At 38.6% G+C, this 21,609-nt stretch carries 11 protein-coding genes and 1 pseudogene; 11 read left to right on the top strand and 1 reads right to left on the bottom strand.

All coding sequences use genetic code 11. From position 1 onward, the window contains the following. The first annotated feature begins 13 nt into the window (after window positions 1-13). The 7 genes and pseudogenes from HMPREF1865_RS06245 (at window position 14) to HMPREF1865_RS06215 (ending at window position 7,521) form a co-directional block, all read left to right on the top strand. Window positions 14-1,138, top strand: a complete 1,125-nt coding sequence (locus tag HMPREF1865_RS06245) for a glycosyltransferase family 1 protein (protein ID WP_060919561.1) — start codon at window positions 14-16, stop codon at window positions 1,136-1,138. Continuing rightward, window positions 1,119-2,189, top strand: coding sequence for a glycosyltransferase family 9 protein (locus HMPREF1865_RS06240; RefSeq protein ID WP_060919560.1), 1,071 nt, complete (start codon window positions 1,119-1,121; stop codon window positions 2,187-2,189). The genes HMPREF1865_RS06245 and HMPREF1865_RS06240 overlap by 20 nt, the downstream gene beginning before the upstream one ends. Window positions 2,190-2,242: 53 nt before the next feature. Then, window positions 2,243-2,803: a D-sedoheptulose 7-phosphate isomerase gene (gene gmhA, locus HMPREF1865_RS06235; RefSeq protein WP_060919559.1), complete on the top strand. Its 561-nt coding sequence runs from the start codon at window positions 2,243-2,245 to the stop codon at window positions 2,801-2,803. After that, a pseudogene (rfaE2, locus tag HMPREF1865_RS06230) lies at window positions 2,796-4,277 on the top strand (D-glycero-beta-D-manno-heptose 1-phosphate adenylyltransferase). Before gmhA ends, rfaE2 begins: the two are co-directional and overlap by 8 nt. 383 nt (window positions 4,278-4,660) lie before the next feature. Continuing rightward, the gene (locus HMPREF1865_RS06225) at window positions 4,661-5,872 is read left to right on the top strand and encodes a Fic family protein (RefSeq protein ID WP_060919558.1); all 1,212 of its coding nucleotides are present in this window, start codon (window positions 4,661-4,663) and stop codon (window positions 5,870-5,872) included. Between the two features lie 179 nt (window positions 5,873-6,051). Beyond that, complete coding sequence (locus HMPREF1865_RS06220; RefSeq protein WP_060919557.1) at window positions 6,052-7,128, top strand: acyltransferase; 1,077 nt, start codon at window positions 6,052-6,054, stop codon at window positions 7,126-7,128. Between the two features lie 66 nt (window positions 7,129-7,194). Next, window positions 7,195-7,521, top strand: a complete 327-nt coding sequence (locus HMPREF1865_RS06215) for a hypothetical protein (RefSeq protein WP_004692910.1) — start codon at window positions 7,195-7,197, stop codon at window positions 7,519-7,521. Between the two features lie 720 nt (window positions 7,522-8,241). Here HMPREF1865_RS06215 and HMPREF1865_RS06210 read toward each other — a convergent pair. After that, window positions 8,242-8,499, bottom strand: a complete 258-nt coding sequence (locus tag HMPREF1865_RS06210) for a hypothetical protein (RefSeq protein ID WP_060919556.1) — start codon at window positions 8,497-8,499, stop codon at window positions 8,242-8,244. A gap of 357 nt (window positions 8,500-8,856) precedes the next feature. Here HMPREF1865_RS06210 and HMPREF1865_RS06205 point away from each other — a divergent pair, with 357 nt between their 5' ends. The 4 genes from HMPREF1865_RS06205 (at window position 8,857) to HMPREF1865_RS06190 (ending at window position 21,361) form a co-directional block, all read left to right on the top strand. Beyond that, window positions 8,857-9,900: an inverse autotransporter beta domain-containing protein gene (locus HMPREF1865_RS06205; protein ID WP_060919555.1), complete on the top strand. Its 1,044-nt coding sequence runs from the start codon at window positions 8,857-8,859 to the stop codon at window positions 9,898-9,900. A 174-nt stretch (window positions 9,901-10,074) separates the two neighbouring features. Further along, complete coding sequence (locus HMPREF1865_RS06200) at window positions 10,075-10,938, top strand: IS30 family transposase (RefSeq protein ID WP_081094609.1); 864 nt, start codon at window positions 10,075-10,077, stop codon at window positions 10,936-10,938. A gap of 182 nt (window positions 10,939-11,120) precedes the next feature. Further along, window positions 11,121-18,608, top strand: coding sequence for a YadA-like family protein (locus tag HMPREF1865_RS06195; protein WP_060919554.1), 7,488 nt, complete (start codon window positions 11,121-11,123; stop codon window positions 18,606-18,608). A gap of 362 nt (window positions 18,609-18,970) precedes the next feature. Further along, window positions 18,971-21,361: an S-layer homology domain-containing protein gene (locus HMPREF1865_RS06190; RefSeq protein ID WP_060919608.1), complete on the top strand. Its 2,391-nt coding sequence runs from the start codon at window positions 18,971-18,973 to the stop codon at window positions 21,359-21,361. The last annotated feature ends 248 nt before the right edge of the window (window positions 21,362-21,609 follow it).

Genomic DNA, 21,609 nt, shown 5'->3' with positions numbered 1-21,609 from the left:
AAGAGGAATTAATATGGAGAGTAAACCTATACGTATTTTACATATCATTGGAATTTTAGTTGGTGGTGGTGTAGAAACGGTTGTGATGAACTATTATAAGAATATAGATCATTCTAAGGTACAATTTGACTTTGTTGTTCACGACAATGATAAAGTAGATATTACAGATATTGTTGAAAAGATGGGTGGTAGGGTTTATAAAATTCCAGCCTATTATAAAAATATTTTTGGCTTTATGTATAGTATCTATAATATAGTAAGAGAGAATAAATATAATATCGTTCATTGCCATATGACAACCCTTGGTATATTTTCACTATTACCTTCATGGCTAGCAGGTGCTAAGGTTCGCATTTTACATGGGCATAGTACTACTGTTAAAAGTGAAATAAAGCGAAATCTTATGAAATTAGTATTACGTCCATTTTCGACATTTGTAGCTAATCGTCAATTTGCTTGTAGTAAAATGGCAGCTTGTTGGTTATTTGGAAGTGATAAAAATGTAGAAATTATTAAAAATGCAATTGAAGTCGAAAAATTTCAATTTAATGAGAATTATAGAAATAAGCTTCGTGAAGAATTAGGACTAGAGAATAAGTTTATTATTGGACATATAGGTAGATTTATGTATCAAAAAAATCATGAATATTTGATACAAATATTTAATGATATTGTTCATAAAATTCCCTCAGCACATCTTGTTCTAGTTGGTGATGGGCCATTGAGAGAACATATCTTACAAAAAATTGAGAATTTAGGTTTATCCACAAGAGTGACTTATATAGGTTTACGGAAGGATGTACATAAATTATATAGTTTATTTGATATATTTTATTTTCCTTCTTGGTATGAAGGTTTAGGATTAGTGGCAATTGAGGCTCAAGCTGCAAAGCTACCAATTTTGATGAGTAATTTTATACCAGATGAAGCTGTTGTAGATAGTACATTAGCTAAAAAATTAAATATTACAGAGAATGATATAAATCTATGGATAAATGAAACAGAACAAATTTATCAAAAATCTAATAATTTTATTTCACGTATAGGTGTAAATGATATTATTAGTCGTAATGGTTATGATATACATAAAGAAGTAAAACGTTTAGAGGAGCTCTATTGTGAATACAGTAAAGGCTAATACTAAACAATTAAATATTTTAGTAGAAATTATGCATGGTTTAGGCGATACTGTATGTGCTTTAGCATTATTAAAAGGAGTGCGGTATTTATATCCTGATGCAAAGCTAACAGTACTTTGTAAGATGAACTCAGGCCGTGATATTGTTGAATCTTCATATATTCCCATAGATAAGATTATTGTTCTTGATGTATATAAGAATATATATACAACATTTAAAACAATAATGAATTTAAGAAAACAAAATTTTGATATAGGGATTAGTGCTGGCATTACACCAGTAAAAAAATCACAACTTTTTATGAAATTATGTGGGGTAAAACAACATATAGGTTTTCAAGCTTCGGGCACTAATAAATATGACTATGATATGCATTTTGTGGAAGCTAATGTGAAGACGTTAGGTTTAGAGTTTAATGATGAATTAAGACCACAGTTATATGTAGATACTGATAGTGATAAATCCATATGTCATTATTTTGATAGTTTAGACCAATCAAGACCTATTATTGGTTTATGTATTGGTAATGCAGATCCCTCTTTTACTAATCGTTGGCTAAGGGTTGGTCGTGTTTTTCCAAAAGCGTGGGGCATTACAAAGATGCATAATCTTTTAGACTTATTGATAAAAGATGGAAATCAAATTGTACTAATTGGAGGGCCTCAAGAGATACTTTTATTAGAAGAGCTAACCGAGTTTTTAAAGTTACCACATGTTATAAATTTAGTGGGGAAATGTAGTATTAAACAAAGTATGGCTGCTATAAAACGATGTACCTGTTCTATAGGTATTGATACTGGTATGCAACATATTGCAGGTGCTTTATCAGTACCTACAATATCTATATTTGGGCCTACAAATCCTAAATATATAGGAGCTTTTTCAGATTGTAGTTATTTTGTAGAATATGAGACCGATTGTAAATATTGCTTTGGAACAAATCAATACCTTCATTGTAATCATCGTCGTTGCTTAACAGAAATTACTCCACAACAAGTGATGGATACTGTGCATCAGGTATTAAAAAAGGGTAATCATGAGAATGTATAGTGCATATAATTGCTATAAATATTAGTTCATTTTATTAATAGGAGACATTACTTATGGATATCATTACACAAAGATTTGATGATCATTTAGATACTCATACGAAGATGCGTAATTATATTGAAGAGATTCGAGTAGTTGCGGATATATGTAAGAATGCTCTTGATAAAGGACATAAAATTCTTTTCTGTGGTAATGGGGGATCAGCTGCTGATGCTCAACATTTGGCAGCTGAATTGGTAGGACGTTTTGTAAAAGAACGGAAGTCTTTACCTGCTATTGCTCTTACAACAGATACTTCTATTTTGACAGCTGTAGCTAATGACTATTCTTATGATGATGTCTTTTCTCGTCAAGTAGCTGGTTTGGGACAGGCTGGAGATGTATTAATAGGCATTTCTACATCAGGAAATTCTAAGAACGTGGTTAAGGCCACAGAACTAGCAAAACAGAAAGGTCTAAAAACAATTGCATTTACTGGTGAAGGTGGCGGCAAACTTGGTGCTCTTTGTGATGCCGTAATAGCCGTTCCATCTAAGACCACAGCTCGCATTCAAGAAATGCATATAATGGTAGGACATATTATCTGTGAGATTGTTGAGGAAGACTATGATTAAGAAAACTATTAATAAGTTCTTACATGATAGTCTGCCGAATCTTCGTATGGCTGTCATTGGTGATCTTATGGTAGATCGTTATGTCTTTGGTGATGTAAGTCATATATCTCCAGAAACTCCAGTCCCTGTGAATCGAGTAAAACAGATGAAAGAAGTCCTTGGTGGGGCCGCAAATGTTGCTGCGAATCTTGCCAATTTGGATGTTCATGTATATGTCGGTGGAGTCGCGGGACAAGATACCCATGGAAATCTTTTACAAGACTTATTAGATTCTAATGGTATTGATAAAAGTGGCGTAGTGATCTCTAATGAAAGATCTACCATAACTAAGATGCGAATTTTAGGTGCTCGTCAACAAATGATGCGGCTAGACTTTGAAACAGTTCGAGATGTTGACCAACAGGAAGAGGAGGCACTCATTCGTTGGCTGACTATTCTCTGCCAAAAAGGATTAGATGGAATTGTTATCTCTGATTATGGAAAAGGGGTTTGTACAGACACTCTTTTAAGACAAGTTTTCGACTTGGCTAATCAATATATGATACCAACTATTGTTGATCCTAAGGGAGCTCAGTGGAATAAGTATGATGGGGCTACCTTTATTACTCCTAATGTGAAGGAGTTATCTGAACGAGTTGGTTACTCTATTAGAAATGATGATGATAGTATAGTGACTGCAGCTAAAGAGGCTCTAGATACTAATAATATTCAATATATTATTGCTACTAGATCTGAAAAAGGGATTTCTGTTATTGTTAGAGATGGCCGAATTTGGCATAATCCAGCTACTCAATAAGATGTTTTTGATGTATCTGGTGCTGGTGATACAGTTGTGGCTACGATGATTTGCTCTATTGCGGCTAATCTTTCTATGCGGACCGCTCTTCATGTAGCTAATGGAGCAGCTGGTATCGTAGTATCTAAAGTGGGTACTTATCCTATCCATCGACAAGAATTAATTGACTTGTGGATGTCTCTTCAAGAAGGAAAATCTATAGAAAAGTCACTCTATTCTTGGGAAGAAATGAAGACTTTAGTTCGACAATGGCAAGATCAAGGAGATACAGTTGTTTTTACTAATGGATGCTTTGATATTCTTCATAGAGGGCATATTACGTACTTGCAAGAAGCGGCTCAACTAGGTGATCGACTTATTATAGGCCTAAACTCTGATGCCTCCGTAAGGCGCCTTAAAGGGGAAACTCGTCCTTTAGTAGAGGGAGAAGATAGGGCTTATTTATTGAGTGCTTTGGGTTGTGTGGATGGTGTTGTACTTTTTGATGAAGATACTCCATCCAAATTATTAGAAACTATTCGACCTAACATACTTGTTAAGGGTGGAGACTATAAAGTAGATGAAGTAATTGGACGTGAATTTGTAGACTCAGTACAAATTTTATCTTTTAAAGACGGATACTCAACTACTAATGTGGTAAATAAAATTGCTAATTTAGTAAAAGACAATAAATTATGATGATAATAATAAGATAAGTATTGTTGTTACCTCACATGTATAGAATACAAGACGTTGGACATAATATAGATAAATCTTATATAAAATATACGGAGGAGCTTTAGATTTTCTTCTAACAGCTTTTTTAGTATTTAGGGGCTGTTTTGTTACAGCCCCATTTTATATAGGTGTCAATGGAATTAGTAATGTATTTGTCTTAAAGTATTGAACGATTTATGTTCAAAATTTGCTATTTTTACACATAAATACTATAATTTAGTTAATTGGTGTCTAAAAAATAGAGTTTTTGAACATTAATTTTGAAAGAATTAGATTAGAATATAAAATATTATCGTTTTGTACATCATATTTTATGATCATGCAGGAAAGATTGGAGAGATAGTATGAAGTTTGAACCTATGTATAAAATATACTATAAACAACCTTCTGATTGGCAGCGCATATTAGATAATCGTCGTAATTCTGAAAGCTCTATCTCCTTGCCTATTCCTATTCATGAATATAATAGACGTAATACATATGATGCTTTTTTTATATATCATCCTGTATTAGTTCAGCTTTTATTATCATTAGAATCTAAAAAAAGTGCTTTTATCAATTTAGTTTCCAAGGTTCCTACAGTTATGATTTTGCATGTAATGAATACATTTTTATCTACTGAAATCAAAGCAAGTAATGATATTGAAGGTGTTTATAGTAGTCGTAAAGAGATTAGGGCGGCTATACAGAATAGTCAGAATGATAAATTAAGATTTTCAAATATTATTGCTAAGTATCAGTCTATTTTAGATAATCCTCATGGATTTAAGTTTGAAAGTAGTAAAGATATTAGAGGTTTATTTGATGATATTATCAGCAATGAAATAGAAAAGAAAAATCAGCCAGACGGCGAGTTGTTTAGACGTGATTCTGTAGATATAGTGAATCATCAAGATAAAATAATTCATAGAGGGACATGGCCAGAGTCAGATATTATTATAGAGTTGGATCGAGCACTGGGAATTCTTAATAATGAGGATTTAGTGTTACCGATTAGAGTATCTATATTCCATTACTATTTTGGATATATTCACCCTTTCTACGATGGAAATGGGCGTACTAATCGTTTTATTTCGACAGCCTATTTGGCAAAATATTATCATCCTCTTATTGCATTACGTTTATCGGCTATAATTAATAATAATAAAAAACAATACTATGATGCTTTTAAAATGACTACAGCCGAGATTAATGGGGGCGATTTAACAACATTTGTAATTGCCTTTATTTCACTTATTGAAAAAACGATAGATAGTGCGATTGAGCTATTAGATAAGCGCATAAATCGGTTAGTTGAAGAGAAATTTAAATTAGAAGCATTTTTTGAAGTTCAACATATCAAAGATTCACTGCTTCAAGAGATATATTTCTTATTATTACAAGCTCGATTATTTTCCTTAGGTGCTGGTATTAGTAAAGCTGAAATTATGAATGCTTGTGGTAAAAGTAGAGGTACTATTTTTAATAGATTTAAACAAATTCCAGAAGAACATCTCATAAGGGTAAAAAATAGTCGTACCGAATCATATATGTTAAAAACAAGTATATTAGAGTAACTTGGTAATATATAATTTATAAGGACAGTTGATTATATCAGCTGTCTTTTTTATGTGTAAAATTTATCACAACATTCTCATATATTTCATGTATTTTATGATGTATACAAGTCATTTTGGTAGTTACCAGTTAGCGTAGTATTCATATAGTTTGAGAGGAAGAATATGAGGTATAGAGAATGAGAGCGAGCAATATTGAGTTGTTGCGTATCATTTCGATGATACTAATTATTATGCACCATTTTAGCGTGCACGGTTGTTTCCCTCTTACGCCAGATTTAACGTTTAATAAGGTGTTCATTCAAGTATTTGGGCTTGGAGGCAAGGCTGGTGTAGTTGCCTTTGTTATGATAACAGGCTATTTTATGATTTCTAGTAGCTTCAAGTTGCACAAGTTTGCGAAGTTAGTAGGGCAAATATGGTTTTACAGCATTGCCATGCTGGGCGTAGCTATGGGTTTAGGACTCGATACGGTGACGTCAAGGAATATGATGCTCGCTTTATTGCCCATTGGTGTCATGAGTTGGTTCGCCCAGAACTTTTTAGTACTCTATTTATTAACGCCTATTATTAATCGAGTACTTCATTGGCTACAGCATACATACTACGTTATGCTCCTAGTGGCTTCCACGGTAATTTGGTTCTTAATACCGACGGTGCTGAATTTGTGGCCTAATGTACCGCATACCACCTTTGGATTTAAACATATCTTTTCCTTTATCGTATTCTATTCGATGGGGGCGTACATCAAGCTGTACGGCTCACATATAACAAAGAAAATAGGTATTATTTTTAGCGCCATAGGCTTTGTAGGGGCCTTTCTAGGGGACATCCTCGTTGATGTACTAGCCATGACGAATCCAGTGTATATGAAACAGATTTTCTACTTTACACAAAATGATTATGGCTTCTTTCAATTGCTATTAGGCATTGGCTTATTTATTATTTTTTTGAAAGCAAAGATCACTTATCGTCCTTGGATCAATGCGGTAGCATCTACTACCTTTGGCATATACCTATTGCATGATAATAAGCTATTCCTTCATTACATGTGGGACAATGTATTAGCAACGTATCAGTACTATGATTCAATACTATTACCTCTGTATGCAATTCTTGTAGTGGCGCTTATTTTTGTCATCGGTATGATTGTAGACTATGTGCGGTTAGCTTTCATAGAAAAACCTGTGATGAAAGCAATCACGCCGAGCCTCGAGCGAATTCAGTTAAGGGTTGAGAAAGTACTGCCATTATAATGCGATTATCGGTGTTTTTTGGTATAATATATAAGTATTCTTACCATAAAACGGGAGGTAATTATAATGCGTAAATTCTTATATATGTTAGCGGCATTGCTTGTATTAATTGGCATTAGCACAAACGATGTAGAAGCTCGTCAAGATGTGTATGCTACGACGTATCTCGGTAATAGCTGGTATGTAGATCAAGACTCCGTAAAGCGAGTGGGAGATATACTCAACTTTACGGTGTACACAACAGCAGGTCTTAGCTACAAAGTGACATCTAGTGATGATAACTATTACAATGCAGACGTGTTTTACGATAATAATAAACTCGTATCGGATAATGGCCAATCCGTCTGGAAGTCGCCAGGCATGATGGCAGCCATGCGCGTGGCTCGTAGATAAACAAAAAAGGCAGGAATTATTGATATGTCCTCCATTACTGAACATCTAGTAATGGAGGACATGTTATATAATCTCTGCCTTTTCTTTTGCTTTTTATTATATATTTTTGTATATTTCTATTTATAGATTCTTATGGACTCGCTTATATGTTCGATATATAATTGGATTAGGATAGTCAGCGAGGTTGGGCCTCTCTTCGTTAATGAAGGGAGGGGTGTCTATGAGTGATTATGAGTTAATCATGCTAATTCTAGAGGTAATAACTGTAGTTATTGCCTTTGGAGCACTTGTGGCTCTTATTTGTCTTGGAAAAGACAAATAGCCCTTCGTTACCAGTAACTGGATAACTGAAAGGCCATTTCATCAATTATTTATAGTTCTGAGATGAGCCTAACGGAACCACTCGCTTGGCTATCTACCTATATTATAGGGATAAAAATATATATCGTCAAATTGAGATGAAATACATTATTATAATAACTACATATAAATAATCATAAAAGCTGTACATACATAGATTAGACTGAACGGCTTTGATGTCAAAACGAATGTAACATCAAAGGTGGTTCAAAAATCGATTATGTGTGTACAGCTTTTTGTGTTTTGGTTTTAGTGTGTTTGTGTGAAAGTAGTCATTGGAAGAATAGACAGAAAAGGCTGTAATTGAATGCGATATAACTGCATTTCAATTACAGCCCTTTTTAGGCTCTGTATGAGATTTTAGTTATCTTTCTTGATAAATTTCACGATAATACCGCCTACGGTCGATGCAATGCCGAGGCCGAGACAGAACATACCGATGGTGTGGATAAGAATGGATGTCTGGTTATTCTTGGAAATGGCTTGAGCCGCTTGTTGTGCACTGGTCGCATGTTTTGCGATTTCTACGTTGTTCGCTGATGGATCTGGAATGATCAGCAAGATGACTACGGCGATGATTAAGGCTATAATGCCCATTGGTAATAATTTGTTCTTCATCGTAATTCTCCTTTTAAGAATTCATTAAATGCTATTTATACATCTTAATTATACACTTGTTATAAATATTTAAGAAGAACTTATATATAAATAAAATGAAATTTATTTATGTATATAAAATAATATTATGGATTGTAATGATTATATTGTATGGATATTTTGTATGAATGTAGCATATTGTATTTGCATTGACAATCCTCTATATATTTATATAAAATAGAAATAATTTCATGTTTTGTTCATGATAAAATCATGAGTCATCGACGTGTGTAATCGTGTGTAATTAAGTATTATGTACATAAATAAGTACGTAATTAAGTGCATAATGAGAAGTGTGTTTGTATGTAAGAGTGTGTAATGAAATATATAATCGTGTTGATGAGTGCTCTTTGCATGTTCGTTATGCCCATATTGGGGGAGCAGGTAAATAAAGCAGAGCAGCCAATGCAGGGGACTACGGTAAAACAAGTTCATAGTGAAAGTAAGACCGTATTATCTGACGACTCAGATACATTCCATGTTAATTCGTCTCATACACCGAATCATGTCATCGGGCAGGGCGGATTAGAAATGCCAGAATCCACGGACAAAAAGACGACCCGTTATTCCGACACGGATGCGGTTAACTCTGCGTTACAGGCGGTGGTTATGGCTGGTGTTCATTCTGCGATGCATGGGTCGAAGGCGAAGCCGTGGATGCAGCGAACCGTTTTGTCATTGCGCTTTCAGAAAAATTGGAAGCCCTTGTACGGTGTAGAAACCTTGCAGCCACTAGGTCATTATGATGAGACATCTCGCCATGTTTGGTTTACTCAGGAGCGATTGGCGAATGCAGCGGATACAGGAACGATGGCGAATGTGGGCATCGGCTATCGCCGAGTTGCAGCGAACGATGAACACTATTACGGCGGCAATCTGTTTTATGATCATCGGTTTAGAGGTAATCACGGTCGTATGAGCGTCGGGTTGGAGTATGTATCGGGCATCGGTGCATTCCGTGTGAACTGGTATCGCGGTGTATCTGGCGAGCGTTCCTTTGATGGTGCGTCACGCTTGGAAAATGTGTCTAACGGATATACTGCGGAATATGGGACTAGCTTTAAGAATGCTCGTTGGGCGCGCGTGTACATGGAAGCCTATCGTTGGCAGTTGCGGCGTAGTGAGGATAAGCATGGCTTGCGCATCGGTACGGAGTTGCAGCTCACGCCGAGGATTTCCGTGGACATGGGCTATAACAAGCCGGAGCATAAGCACGGCAGTCCGTACGGAAAAATTATGTTCCGTCTAGCAGGCGTCGATACAGCGTGGTTCGGTGGTAACCATCGGTTGGATGCAAAAGCATCGGTTCGTGCGAATATGTTGGAAAATGTGCGCCGTCACCATACGGTGCACGTTGATTGATAGATTAGTATATATATATTTATTATTTTGATAAAAGCCGCATAAGAATCTATATTTATTTTTAGATAAAAGCAATAGCTTAATTGTAGAATGAAATTGAACACATAAAAAGTCCATAGTGAACCTTGTGTCATGATTTAAGTGACCAAACATAATCTAACCGAGGTAATCACTATGGGCTATACTAATCATAACACGACATTACGTACAAACAAACACTTAAACCTTGAAGAACGCTTTTATGTAGAAAAGAGAATCGCCGCAGGTGATTCTGTTACCGCTATTGCAACCGTATTAGGACGCTCTAGAACCACTATTTATACAGAACTAAAACGTGGTTCAGTTGTCCAAATTCGACAAGGTAAAGTCTGTATTGTATATGTAGCAGATTCAGGGCAATTAACATATGAACAACAACGTCTTGGCTCATTTAATACAATGAAGTTAGGTTCCATAGAGTCCTTCATACTTTGGGTTGAAGAAAAAGTATTTAAAGAACATTGGTCTTTTGATGCTGTTGTCGGATATGCTAATCGTCAGTGTATATTTGCACGTAATGAAATGGTTTGTACAAAAACTTTATATAACTATCTTCATCAAGGTTTACTTGGGGTAAAAGCCATTGATCTGCCTTTGGTAGTACGTCGTTCTATGAGAAAATCCATTGTCAGAAAACATAAGCGCGAACTGGGGCAATCCATAGAACTTCGTGATGCTACAATTGAAACTCGTAAAGAATTTGGTCATTGGGAATTAGATACTGTTCGTGGAACAAAGGATAAAACAGATAACGTATTAGTGACGTTATTAGAGCATAAGACGACAAGGCCATTTTCTCCGTGGCAGAATGGAAAAGTAGAGCGCAGTCATCGAATTGATGGTGAAAGATTCTATTCTCGTAAGTTTAATAGTATGGAGAGTTTTCTAAAAGCACATAGTCGATATGTTAATAGATATAACAACATTGCACAGAAAGTCTTAAACTTTAAATCACCGAACCAAGTTGTAACAGAGTACTTTATGAATCAAAAGGCATAGGTATTTGTCACAAATGTTTGATTACTCTAAATTAATTGTGAAAACAAGATGAAAAAAGTATTGATTTCGATAAAAAATAATGGTAGTATGAACCTGATTATCATTAGTGTATGTTATAAATGTATAATTAAAAGTTTTTAGTGTGTTTCAAATTATTATGTTGTTAAAATAGGAGTGATGTAATGAATCGAGTCTATAAGGTCGTGTATAATCGCACAAAAGGTCAATATGAAGTAGTGTCAGAATTAGCAAAAAATGGGGGTAAGGCGAATGGCAACCCTCTATTAAAGTCTATTTCGACTTCAGCTAAAGGCTTAAGCAGAGCGTTGTTGGTAGGTATGTTCCTCATGGGAGGAATCTGCGGTGTTCAGGCGGAAACGATTAATGACGGTGATAAAATTGTTGCCGGCCCTAACATTTCTGTAACTAAGGATGCTGCAACTAATACGATTACCGTTGCTGCGACAGGTGTTGCTACTACCGCTGAAATGGCAACAGCTACAACAAATATTACCCAAAATAAGACAGATATTGGGACTAATAAAGCAGCGATCGAAACGAATAAGACAGCTATTGCTGCAAATAAAACTGCGACTGAAACTAATAAGACAGAAATTGGTAAAAACAAGGCAGCGATAGATACTAATAAGAATGCCATTGCAGCTAATACCGGTTCTATTAATACTAATAAGACCAATATTCAAGCAAATACTAATGCTATCAATACAAATAAGACTGCAATTGGAACCAATAAGACAAATATCGATAAAAATAAAGTCGCCATTGATAAATTGGAAGACCTCAACACTAAATTGGGTTTAGATCCAACTAAACCGGGCATGAAATATTTCAGAGCCAAATCTACAGGTGATGATGCACAGGCACTAGGTGATGATGCAATTGCTGTAGGTGTTAAGTCTTATGCGGGTGCTCAGGATTCATTAGCTATCGGTAATGATGCTCGAGCTTCCGGTACTGCCAGCAGAAGTGTTGCTATAGGTAATAATGCAACTAGCGGGTCCTTTGCGGGCATGACAGCTGATGGCAACAGCTCCGTTGTCGTTCTTGGCGGTGGGCAGTCCAGCGTATCCATTGGTGATAAAGCCAATGCACGTGGCAATACTTCTATCGCTATGGGTAAAAGGGCCACAGTTTACAATGATGGTGCTAATACTCAACTTGTGAGCAATAGCATGGCAATCGGCACCGATGCTAAAACTATTGCATCAAACAATGCCATAGCTATCGGTAACACTACTACTGTTGAAAAGAACAGCAATAGTGCGATTGCTATCGGTGATGGGACAAAAGTTAAAAGTGAAGCCGGTGTTGCTATCGGTAAGGAGACCGTTGCGTCCGGACAAGACAGCTTATCTCTCGGTACGGAAGCGAAAGCTGGCGATGTAGGCGCAGTTGCGATGGGTAAAAAAGCTTCGGCAGGTCAAGCAGATTCCGTTGCCATTGGTACTGAAGCACTAGCTAATGCAGTTGCAGGTATCGCTATTGGTAATAAGGCTGAATCTACCGCTATAGGCTCTGTTGTTGTCGGTAATAATGCCGGTAAAGGTATGGTTGGTGACTTGTTGGGGGCTAAAGGTTCTCATGTTGTCATCGGTGACAATGCCGGTCATGATATAGATGGTCAACAAAACATCGCTATCGGTTACAAAACTGGCAAAGCCGTTAAAAGTGATCATAATGTGGCTATCGGTTCCGAAGCCGGTACAAATATAGGTTCTACCGGTAATACATCAGAAGGCAAAAACGTATCCATCGGTTATCATGCTAATAAAAATAATGCACCTGTATCTAGAATTCAATCTACTGCTATTGGTAGTGAAACTATAGCGGCTGATGATGCAGTAGCTATCGGCTATCAAGCTAGTGCTAATGATAATGGCGCTACCGCAATCGGTTTTAACGCAAGAGCAACAGGTGCTGCCAGTGTTGCAATCGGTCAAGGTGCTCGCTCTGAAGATGGCAATATCGCTCTTGGGAATAGTTCAGTAGCGACCGCTGCTATGAATACGGGTACCGGATATTTAACCGGTCAAGCAAAACCAAGAAATGTGGTTTCCGTAGGTGACACCGGTGCATTGCGTCGTATCGTAAATGTAGCCGATGGTTCTGCGGATCAAGATGCAGTTACAGTAGCACAATTGAAAAGATCCATTGATGATACAGTGGCTCGTGTAACGAATGCCGGAGCTGGTGGTGCCGGCAATACCGGGATATTCTACGATACCGTAACCACAGGCCCTGCCGATAATAGCATTACTCTTCGCAACACGAGCGGTAAAGGTACTATTGTCCGCAATGTGGCACCAGGTGTATTAGATACCGATGCTACTAACGTAAAACAAGTTAAAGAATTGGTAGATACTTCAAAAACGCATTATTACTCTGTAAAATCATCGAATAATAATAACTTTAACAATGATTTGGCTTCCGGTGTAGATTCCATGGCTGCTGGTGTGAGTATTAAGGCATTAGGCGAACGAAGCGTTGCTATTGGTAATAACAATGAAGCTCAAAGTACGGGCAGTATCACTCTTGGTGTAGGATATTCTGACGGCAATGCTGCAAATGGTCTAAAACAAACACTTGCCGTTACCGGTTATGAATACAACATGGCTATCGGTGCTGGTGCTCAATCCGCAGGTAATAGCTCCATTGCTATGGGTACACTGGCTACATCATCCATTAAAAACAAAGGCGATGCGGTAGATAAAGCGATTGCCATCGGTTATTCCGCAGGCGTATCCGACAGCAAGGCGATTGCTATCGGTAGCGATGCTAAAAGTAATAGTAAGAGTGCGAGTGCATTAGGTGATACAGCACAAGCTTTAGCTAATGATGCTCTTGCTATCGGTACACAAGCACAAGCATCCGGAAGTACATCCGCTGCAATTGGTGCAAGAAGTGCCGTATCCGGTGCCAATACATATGTGGTAGGTAGTGATAACAGCAACAATCCGGCAGGGACTGGAGCTACTATTACAGCTACTAATTCCGGTGTATTCGGTAATCAAAACCGTTTAGAAGGTAATAAGAATAGACTTGTCGGTAATAGTAATACCGTTAAATTGGAATCCATGGCGTTATTGACAACACCTAAGAAAATCGAAGATGTGATGATCACCGGTAATGATAATACTGTTTCCGGAGATCCTGATGCGTCTACTCAAGGCGATGCAGGCAATATCCTCGGTATTTCTGTAACAGGTTCCAAGAATACTATTCAAGCCAAAAACAGTGGCAACAAAGATCTTAAAAATATCGGTATTGTAGGTAATAACAATACCATCGACACATCCAATACAGCACGTAATCTCTCCGATACTCAAATATTGGGTAGCGATGTGACGGCAACATTGGGTAATTCCGTATACTTAGGTAGTAAATCCGCTTATGTAGTAGCCGGTGCCAGTACAAAAGGCATGGATGCATACACAGGTAACGGTACCTATAACTATGCAGGCGGTACACCTGCAGGCGTAGTTACTGTCGGCTCCGTAGGCAATGAAAGACGAATCCAAAACGTAGCAGCAGGTTTGGTAAGTACCACAAGTACAGATGCTATCAATGGTAGTCAATTGTATAACCATACATTACCATTACGTTTTGGTTCCGATAATTCTACAATCGGTGCTACCGCGGCGGCTGATAACAATGTGATACACCGTGGTTCCAATCAAGCTATGTCTATCCTTGGTGGTGCGAACGGAAATAATTTAACTGAAAATAATATTGGTGTCGTTACAGAAGCCGCAAATAATAAGATGACCGTAAAATTGGCGAAAGATCTTAATGGTCTTAATACCGTGAATGCTAATACGGTTAAAACCGGCGATACTACGATGACAACGAATGGTGTGACTATTAACAACGGTCCTAAGATCGTTAAGACCGGTATCGACGCAGGCAGTAAGAAGATTACCAATGTAGCTGATGGTACTGATAACAGTGATGCAGTTAACTTCGGTCAATTAAAATCTCAAAGTGATGCATTGACTGCAAAAGGCTTCGGCATCAAAGCGGAAGACGGCAACAAGGTTCATAAAGCTCTTGGTGAAGATGTTGACGTGATTGGCGATGGTAAGAATATCTCTACAAAGGTGGACGGCACATCCGTTCGTGTAGCTATGAAAGACGATATTACCGTGACCAGCGTAACAGCTCAAGATGGCAATGGTAACAAAACCGTTACTAATGCAAACGGTGTAACGACTGAAGATAATGCAGGCAACAAGACCGTTGTTAATAAAGACGGTATTACCATCAATAAAGCAGACCCAACAGGTAATAAGACCGTATCTTTAACAGGAGATGGCCTAAATAATGGCGGTAACCAAATCAAGAACGTAAAGGCGGGTACAGACTTAACAGATGCTGTCAACCTTGCTCAATTACGTCAGGAAATCAGCTCCAATGCGACTAAACTTGTGGACGGTAAAAACACAACCGTTGAAGGCGACGGTTCCGCTAATAATCCGTATAAAGTCAATGTAAGCGACGACTTAGTGCTTGGTAAGAAGGGGGCTGATGGCAAAGACGGATCTATCGGCGTTAACGGTAAAGACGGCTCCGCTGTAGTGATCAACGGCAAAGACGGCTCCATCGGATTGAACGGTAAGGACGGTGCTAACGGCATCTCCATCAAGGGTGGCGAGGGCAAAGCTGGCGTTGACGGCACTAGCATCACACGCCTCGTTGTGGAAGAAAAGAATGGTACTAAACATGACGTAGCTACATTGGATGACGGCATGAAGTACGGTGGTGACACAGGAAATGTCATCAATAAGAAACTTAATGAACAAGTAAACGTAGTTGGTGGCATTACGGATGAAGGTAAATTGACTACCGATGACAATATCGGTGTTGTATCTGACGGTATGAACAATCTGAAAGTACGGTTAGCTAAAAAACTTACCGGCTTAGAATCCGTTACGACCGGCAATACGACTATAGATACCAATGGTATTACCATCAATAACGGTCCTTCTATGACGACAAATGGTATCAATGCTAACAGCACAAGAATCCAAAATGTTGCCAATGGCACCAGCGATACTGATGCAGTAAATCTTGGTCAATTAAAATCTCAAAGCGATGCATTGATTGCAAAAGGGTTCGGTATCAAAGCGGAAGACGGCAACAAGGTTCATAAAGCTCTTGGTGAAGATGTTGACGTGATTGGCGATGGTAAGAATATCTCTACAAAGGTGGACGGCACATCTGTTCGTGTCACTATGAAAGATGATATTACCGTTACTAGCGTAACGGCCCAAGATGGCAATGGTAACAAAACCGTTACAAATGCAGACGGTGTAACGACTGAAGATAATACAGGCAACAAGACCGTTGTCAATAAAGACGGTATTACCATCAATAAGGCAGACCCAACAGGCAACAAGACCGTATCCTTAACAGGAGATGGCTTAAATAATGGGGGCAATAAGATTACGAATGTAGCTGACGGTGTTGATGATAAAGATGCAGTTAATAAATCTCAATTGGATAATGCAACTGCAGCTGCGACTACTACCGTAACTGCCGGCAATAATATTATTGTTACAAAAACTACAAATCAAAATGGTTCCACGAACTATGAAGTTGCTCTTAAAGATCAAGTGACATTGGGTTCAGATCCTACGAAACAAATCGCGCTTGATGGTACTACAGGTACGATCAAGGCCGGCGATAAGGTTACAATCGATGGCAATAAAGGTAATATTACTGCAGGTAAAGTGGCAATCGATGGTGAAAAGGGTATCATTAAGGCCGGAGATAAGGTAACAATTGACGGTAAAGACGGTAAGATTGATGCAGGTAAAATCGCTGTGAACGGTAAAGACGGCTATGTTACCGGATTGGAAAATAAAACATTTGATCCTGCGAATATCGTTAGCGGCCGAGCTGCCACGGAAGATCAATTAAAAGCATCTCATGACTCTTTAAATCAAAAGATTACCAATATGGGTGATGAAATCACGAAGAAAGGCATGGATTTTGCAGGTAATACAGGCGAGTTCCACCGTGATTTAGGTCAAAAGGTTACTATTAAAGGCGAAGGTACCGAAGCGGATGATAAATATTCCGGTGAAAATATCAAGACAGTAGCTGATCAAGTTGGTAACATTACTATCAAGATGGCGAAAAACATCAAAACCGATAGCGTAACTACTGATAAGGTGAAGGTCGGCAAAGATGGCCAAGACGGTGTTTCCATTACGGGTCCTAACGGTGCTGACGGTACAGATGGAAAGGTAGGTATTTCCGGTAAAGACGGTAAAGATGCTGTATCTATGTCCGGTAAAGACGGCATTGGTCATATCGGATTAAACGGTAAAGATGGACGCAGTGCTGATATCACCGTTGAAAAAGGAGATCCTAACCTTGATGACAAAGAAATCACTCGCATCAAGTATAAAGATGAAGATGGTACGACTCACCAAGTAGCAACCAAAGACGACGGCATGAAATACGGTGGTGACAGCGGTAACGTTATCAAGAAGAAGCTTAACACGCAAGTTAATGTTAAGGGTGGCATTTCCGATGAAAGTAAATTGACGGATGAAGCTAATATCGGTGTTGTTTCCGATGGCACAGATACCTTGAAATTGCGCTTGGCGAAAGACTTGCAAGGTCTTAACACTGTAAATGCTAATACAGTTAATACTACAACTGTAAATGCTACAACTGTAAAAACAGGTGATAGCAGCTTAAATAATAACGGGTTGACCATCGAAAACGGTACAGCTGGCAAGACTGTTTCCGTTACTAAAGATGGTTTAGACAACGGTGGTAACAAGATTGTAAACGTAGCACCTGGTGAAGTTTCCGCAAACAGCACAGATGCTGTAAATGGCAGCCAACTATATGGTTTAAGTGGTCGTGTTTCTAAATTAGGTACACAAATTAATCGTGTAGGTGCTAGTGCCGCTGCGTTAGCCGGTTTACATCCGCTAGATTTCGATCCTGATGATAAATGGGATTTTGCGGCTTCCTATGGTAACTATAAAGGTACAAATGCCGTTGCTATTGGTGCATACTATCGTCCTAATGAAGACACTATGGTCAGCGTAGGCGGTTCTTTCAGTGGCGGTGAAAACATGCTTAACGTAGGGGTAAGCTGGAAATTTAGTCAAAATAATACGGTATCTCGTTCACGCGTTTCCGTAGCAAAAGACGTGTTGGGCTTGAAACAACAAGTAGAAATGTTGACTAAGAAATTAGAAGCTTACGAATCCGGTCAAGTTCCGGCACCTGGAAACGGTTCTCGTCATGCCATGGTATTCCCTGATGTTCCTGAAAATCACTGGGCATATCAATATGTTAAGACATTGGGAGAACGTGGATACTTACAAGGTTATCCTGATGGAGAATTCAAAGGCGATCGTACGTTAACACGTTATGAATATGCGGCCATCATCTATAGAGCATTACAGAATGGTGCTCCTGCAGATGGAAACATGGCTCGTTCTGTTGATGAATTCGGTTCCGAACTCGAATCTATCAGAAATATCGATAGATTCCGTGTGGATCGTGTGTCCGGCGGCGATAATGATCGCAATAAGGTAGAACGTGTTCGCATCAACGATAAAGACGATGTTGACCAAAACGACTACAGAGATAACTATGGATCTCGCATTGAAAAAGCAAAATAATCGATGTATCATAGCATATTATTAGGGAAATGAAATACTATTTCTCACTAAGAAAAAGGAAATGACATAGCATTTCTCACAAAAAAAAGAGATGGCTGATCAAAGGAGATTGGCCATCTCTTTTTGTATTCATATGGAAAGTTTATGAAGTAAAATTAATAAATGATATATGTTATATTAGACGTTTTGTCCTCTTTGTTAAAACGGTTTAGCCTATATTTATGAGGTTTTGCAACGAGTTATGTAAAACGTTTACAGATTTTTTCAATGTGCTATAATATTCATGTAATTATCATGATTTTGTGATAAAAGTTTCGCCGATGGAGACGAAGTTAATGTTTATGAAATGGGGATTGAACGATATGAACAAACGGAAACGTTTATTAACACTGTTAATTAACGGTGTATTAATGTCTAGTCTTTGCATTGCCTATGCGGCACCTGATAATAATCCGGGTTCCGGTAGCGGTGTGGCTATTGGTACAGGAAGCAATGCGCCAAAAACGGAAAATGTGGCTGTTGGCAAGGGCGCCGGCATCAGCTATTCCAATGGTGCAAGTAATGCTACAGGCGATATTGTTGTAGGTAATGGTGCTAATATCAATAACTATGCGAGCCAAGGCGGTAGTGTTGCCATCGGTAAAAATGCAAAAATCGAAAACATGGCAGGTGGTGTAGAAGCAAGCTTTGCTCTAGGCCAAACGACTTTCAGCGGAAGCTGGTTCTCATCTGCTAGAATTCCTGCAGATCCAACAAAGGTTGTGGGCAGTGTTGCTATCGGTGATAATACATTTGCACGTACCGGTAGCACCATGATCGGTTCTCATAATTACAAAGGTAAGTTGGGTGATATCGATGTAGATAGTGCTACGACTAGAACCTATGCTCTTAATGCATATGCTACAACCATCGGTGCTAACAGCTTCAGCAATGGCGCTTTCACTACCAATACAGGTGTGTATAACATCATGTCCAGTGAATATAATGGTGGCCGTTTGGCTAATCCACTAAAGAATTTTGGTGCTACGATTACCGGTTCATTAAACAGCATTGAATCGCAAACTGCTACTAACCGGTATGCAGGTATTGCGAACAGTATCGTAGGTACAGCGAATAGAACATTTAATTCCAACGGTTCCATCGTAATGGGTGCCGGCAATGAGATTACAAATTCCATTACTACCATTTCGGCTCCAAGTGACGGTGGTAATTCTGCCAAGGCGTTAGCTGATAACTTGCGTGGTGCTATTAAAGACTCTAAGAGCGGCGGTGCTACCATGGCTCTCGGCGGTGGTAATAAGGCCGACTATACATTGCGTACATCCATAATCGGTGTGAACAACACGATCACGGGTGCTAGTGGTGATGAAAGCACCAATAACCTTTCCATGGGTGTTGATAATACAGCGGATAAGGTTAAAAATACAACCGTAATCGGTACGGAAAATAATATAACTAACTCTACAGGAACGCTTGTTCTTGGCGATAAACGTACCATAACGAACGCTAACCATGCGGTTGTTATGGGCTCCAGCGATAACGGCACAACGATGAATGTCGATGATGCGGTAGCCGTAGGCCATAATACAGATGTTTCCGTAGCAGGTGGTGCCGCTATCGCTAGTGAAGCAAAGGCAGGCGTTGACAAAGGTGAAGTTGGATATGATCCAAGTAAAAAGGCTGCATCCACTGAAACGAACGCTACATGGAAATCGACGCGTGCTGCAGTATCTGTCGGCGATGTGGACAATGGTGTGACTAGACAAATCACGTCTGTAGCAGCAGGTTCCAAAGATACAGATGCTGTTAACGTGGCACAACTTAAACAATTACAAAACCAAGTAAATTCTGTTGGTTCAACAACTGTTAGCGCAGGTAATCACATTAAAGTAGATGCTACGACAAACGGCAATGTTAAGGACTACAAGGTTAGCTTGGCTGATGATATTACTAATCAAATCAACAATAACACAACGAATATCACGAACATCCAAGGTGATGTTAACAATATTAAACAAGATGTAACTAACATTCAAAATAATATTACAAATATCGGTCAAAATATTTCTCGTTTCGATAGAAAAATCAATCGAGGTGTAGCAGGTGCTGCTGCTCTTGCCGCTTTACATCCATTGGATTTCGATCCTGATGCAAAATGGGATTTCGCAGCCGGTTATGGTCATTTCCACGATGGTAATGCTGCTGCATTAGGTGCTTTCTATCGTCCTAATGAGGATGTACAACTCAGCATCGGCTCCACATTGGGTAACGGTGAAACCGTTGTTAATGCCGGTCTTTCCGTGAAAGTCGGCGCTCATAGCAATGTATCCCGTTCTCGTGTAGCTGTTGGCAAGGAAGTGTTGGAACTTAAGAAAACCGTGGCTGTACAAAATGCGCAAATTCAAAAATTGACTGCCATCATCAATAGCTTGGCAGGCATGAACATGAAGGCGGATCGCACTACATTATTCCCGGATGTACCTAGCAATCACTGGGCTTATGATGCAGTATATGCACTCTCCGAACGTGGATTGGTAGAAGGGTATCCTGACGGTACATTCGGCGGAGACCGCATGATGACTCGTTATGAATTCGCTCAAATCGTATACCGCGCTATTCAAAAGGGTGTAAGCGTAGATGAACGTCTCGTAACGGAATTTGGTCCTGAAATGGCATTGTTCCGCGTGGACACAGTTGCAAAAGACGCTAACGGTCAACCAACTATCGAACGTGTCAGAGTCAACAAAAAATAATTAATCAGATACAGTATTAAGTTTTGTTTATATTGATTGATGTATCGCATATTGATTAATAGGTATAAATTATATTAGGAATAATATAATTAAAGACTTATATACTAGCATATTATCTGATAAAAATAGACAATAAAAAGGGTAGTAACTGTCAAAGTTGCTACCCCATTTTATTATTGTCTTTAGACTGGTTCGAGACGTAGTCGCGAATCATAAAACCACCCGCTATGCGGGTGCGGCAACGAAAG

Origin of the sequence: Veillonella parvula, from assembly GCF_001553335.1 — a bacterium.
GTDB lineage: Bacteria > Bacillota > Negativicutes > Veillonellales > Veillonellaceae > Veillonella > Veillonella parvula_S.
The sequence above is the reverse complement of the archived record's forward strand: the minus strand, read 5'-3'. Positions and strand labels throughout refer to the sequence as shown.

Coding starts and splice junctions, on each gene's coding strand:
- HMPREF1865_RS06220 (WP_060919557.1), top strand. CDS start 6,052: ATGAGAGCGAGCAATATTGAGTTGTTGCGTATCATTTCGATGATACTA.
- HMPREF1865_RS06205 (WP_060919555.1), top strand. CDS start 8,857: ATGAAATATATAATCGTGTTGATGAGTGCTCTTTGCATGTTCGTTATG.
- HMPREF1865_RS06225 (WP_060919558.1), top strand. CDS start 4,661: ATGAAGTTTGAACCTATGTATAAAATATACTATAAACAACCTTCTGAT.
- HMPREF1865_RS06200 (WP_081094609.1), top strand. CDS start 10,075: ATGGGCTATACTAATCATAACACGACATTACGTACAAACAAACACTTA.
- HMPREF1865_RS06215 (WP_004692910.1), top strand. CDS start 7,195: ATGCGTAAATTCTTATATATGTTAGCGGCATTGCTTGTATTAATTGGC.
- HMPREF1865_RS06210 (WP_060919556.1), bottom strand. CDS start 8,499: ATGAAGAACAAATTATTACCAATGGGCATTATAGCCTTAATCATCGCC.
- gmhA (WP_060919559.1), top strand. CDS start 2,243: ATGGATATCATTACACAAAGATTTGATGATCATTTAGATACTCATACG.
- HMPREF1865_RS06245 (WP_060919561.1), top strand. CDS start 14: ATGGAGAGTAAACCTATACGTATTTTACATATCATTGGAATTTTAGTT.
- HMPREF1865_RS06190 (WP_060919608.1), top strand. CDS start 18,971: ATGAACAAACGGAAACGTTTATTAACACTGTTAATTAACGGTGTATTA.
- HMPREF1865_RS06195 (WP_060919554.1), top strand. CDS start 11,121: ATGAATCGAGTCTATAAGGTCGTGTATAATCGCACAAAAGGTCAATAT.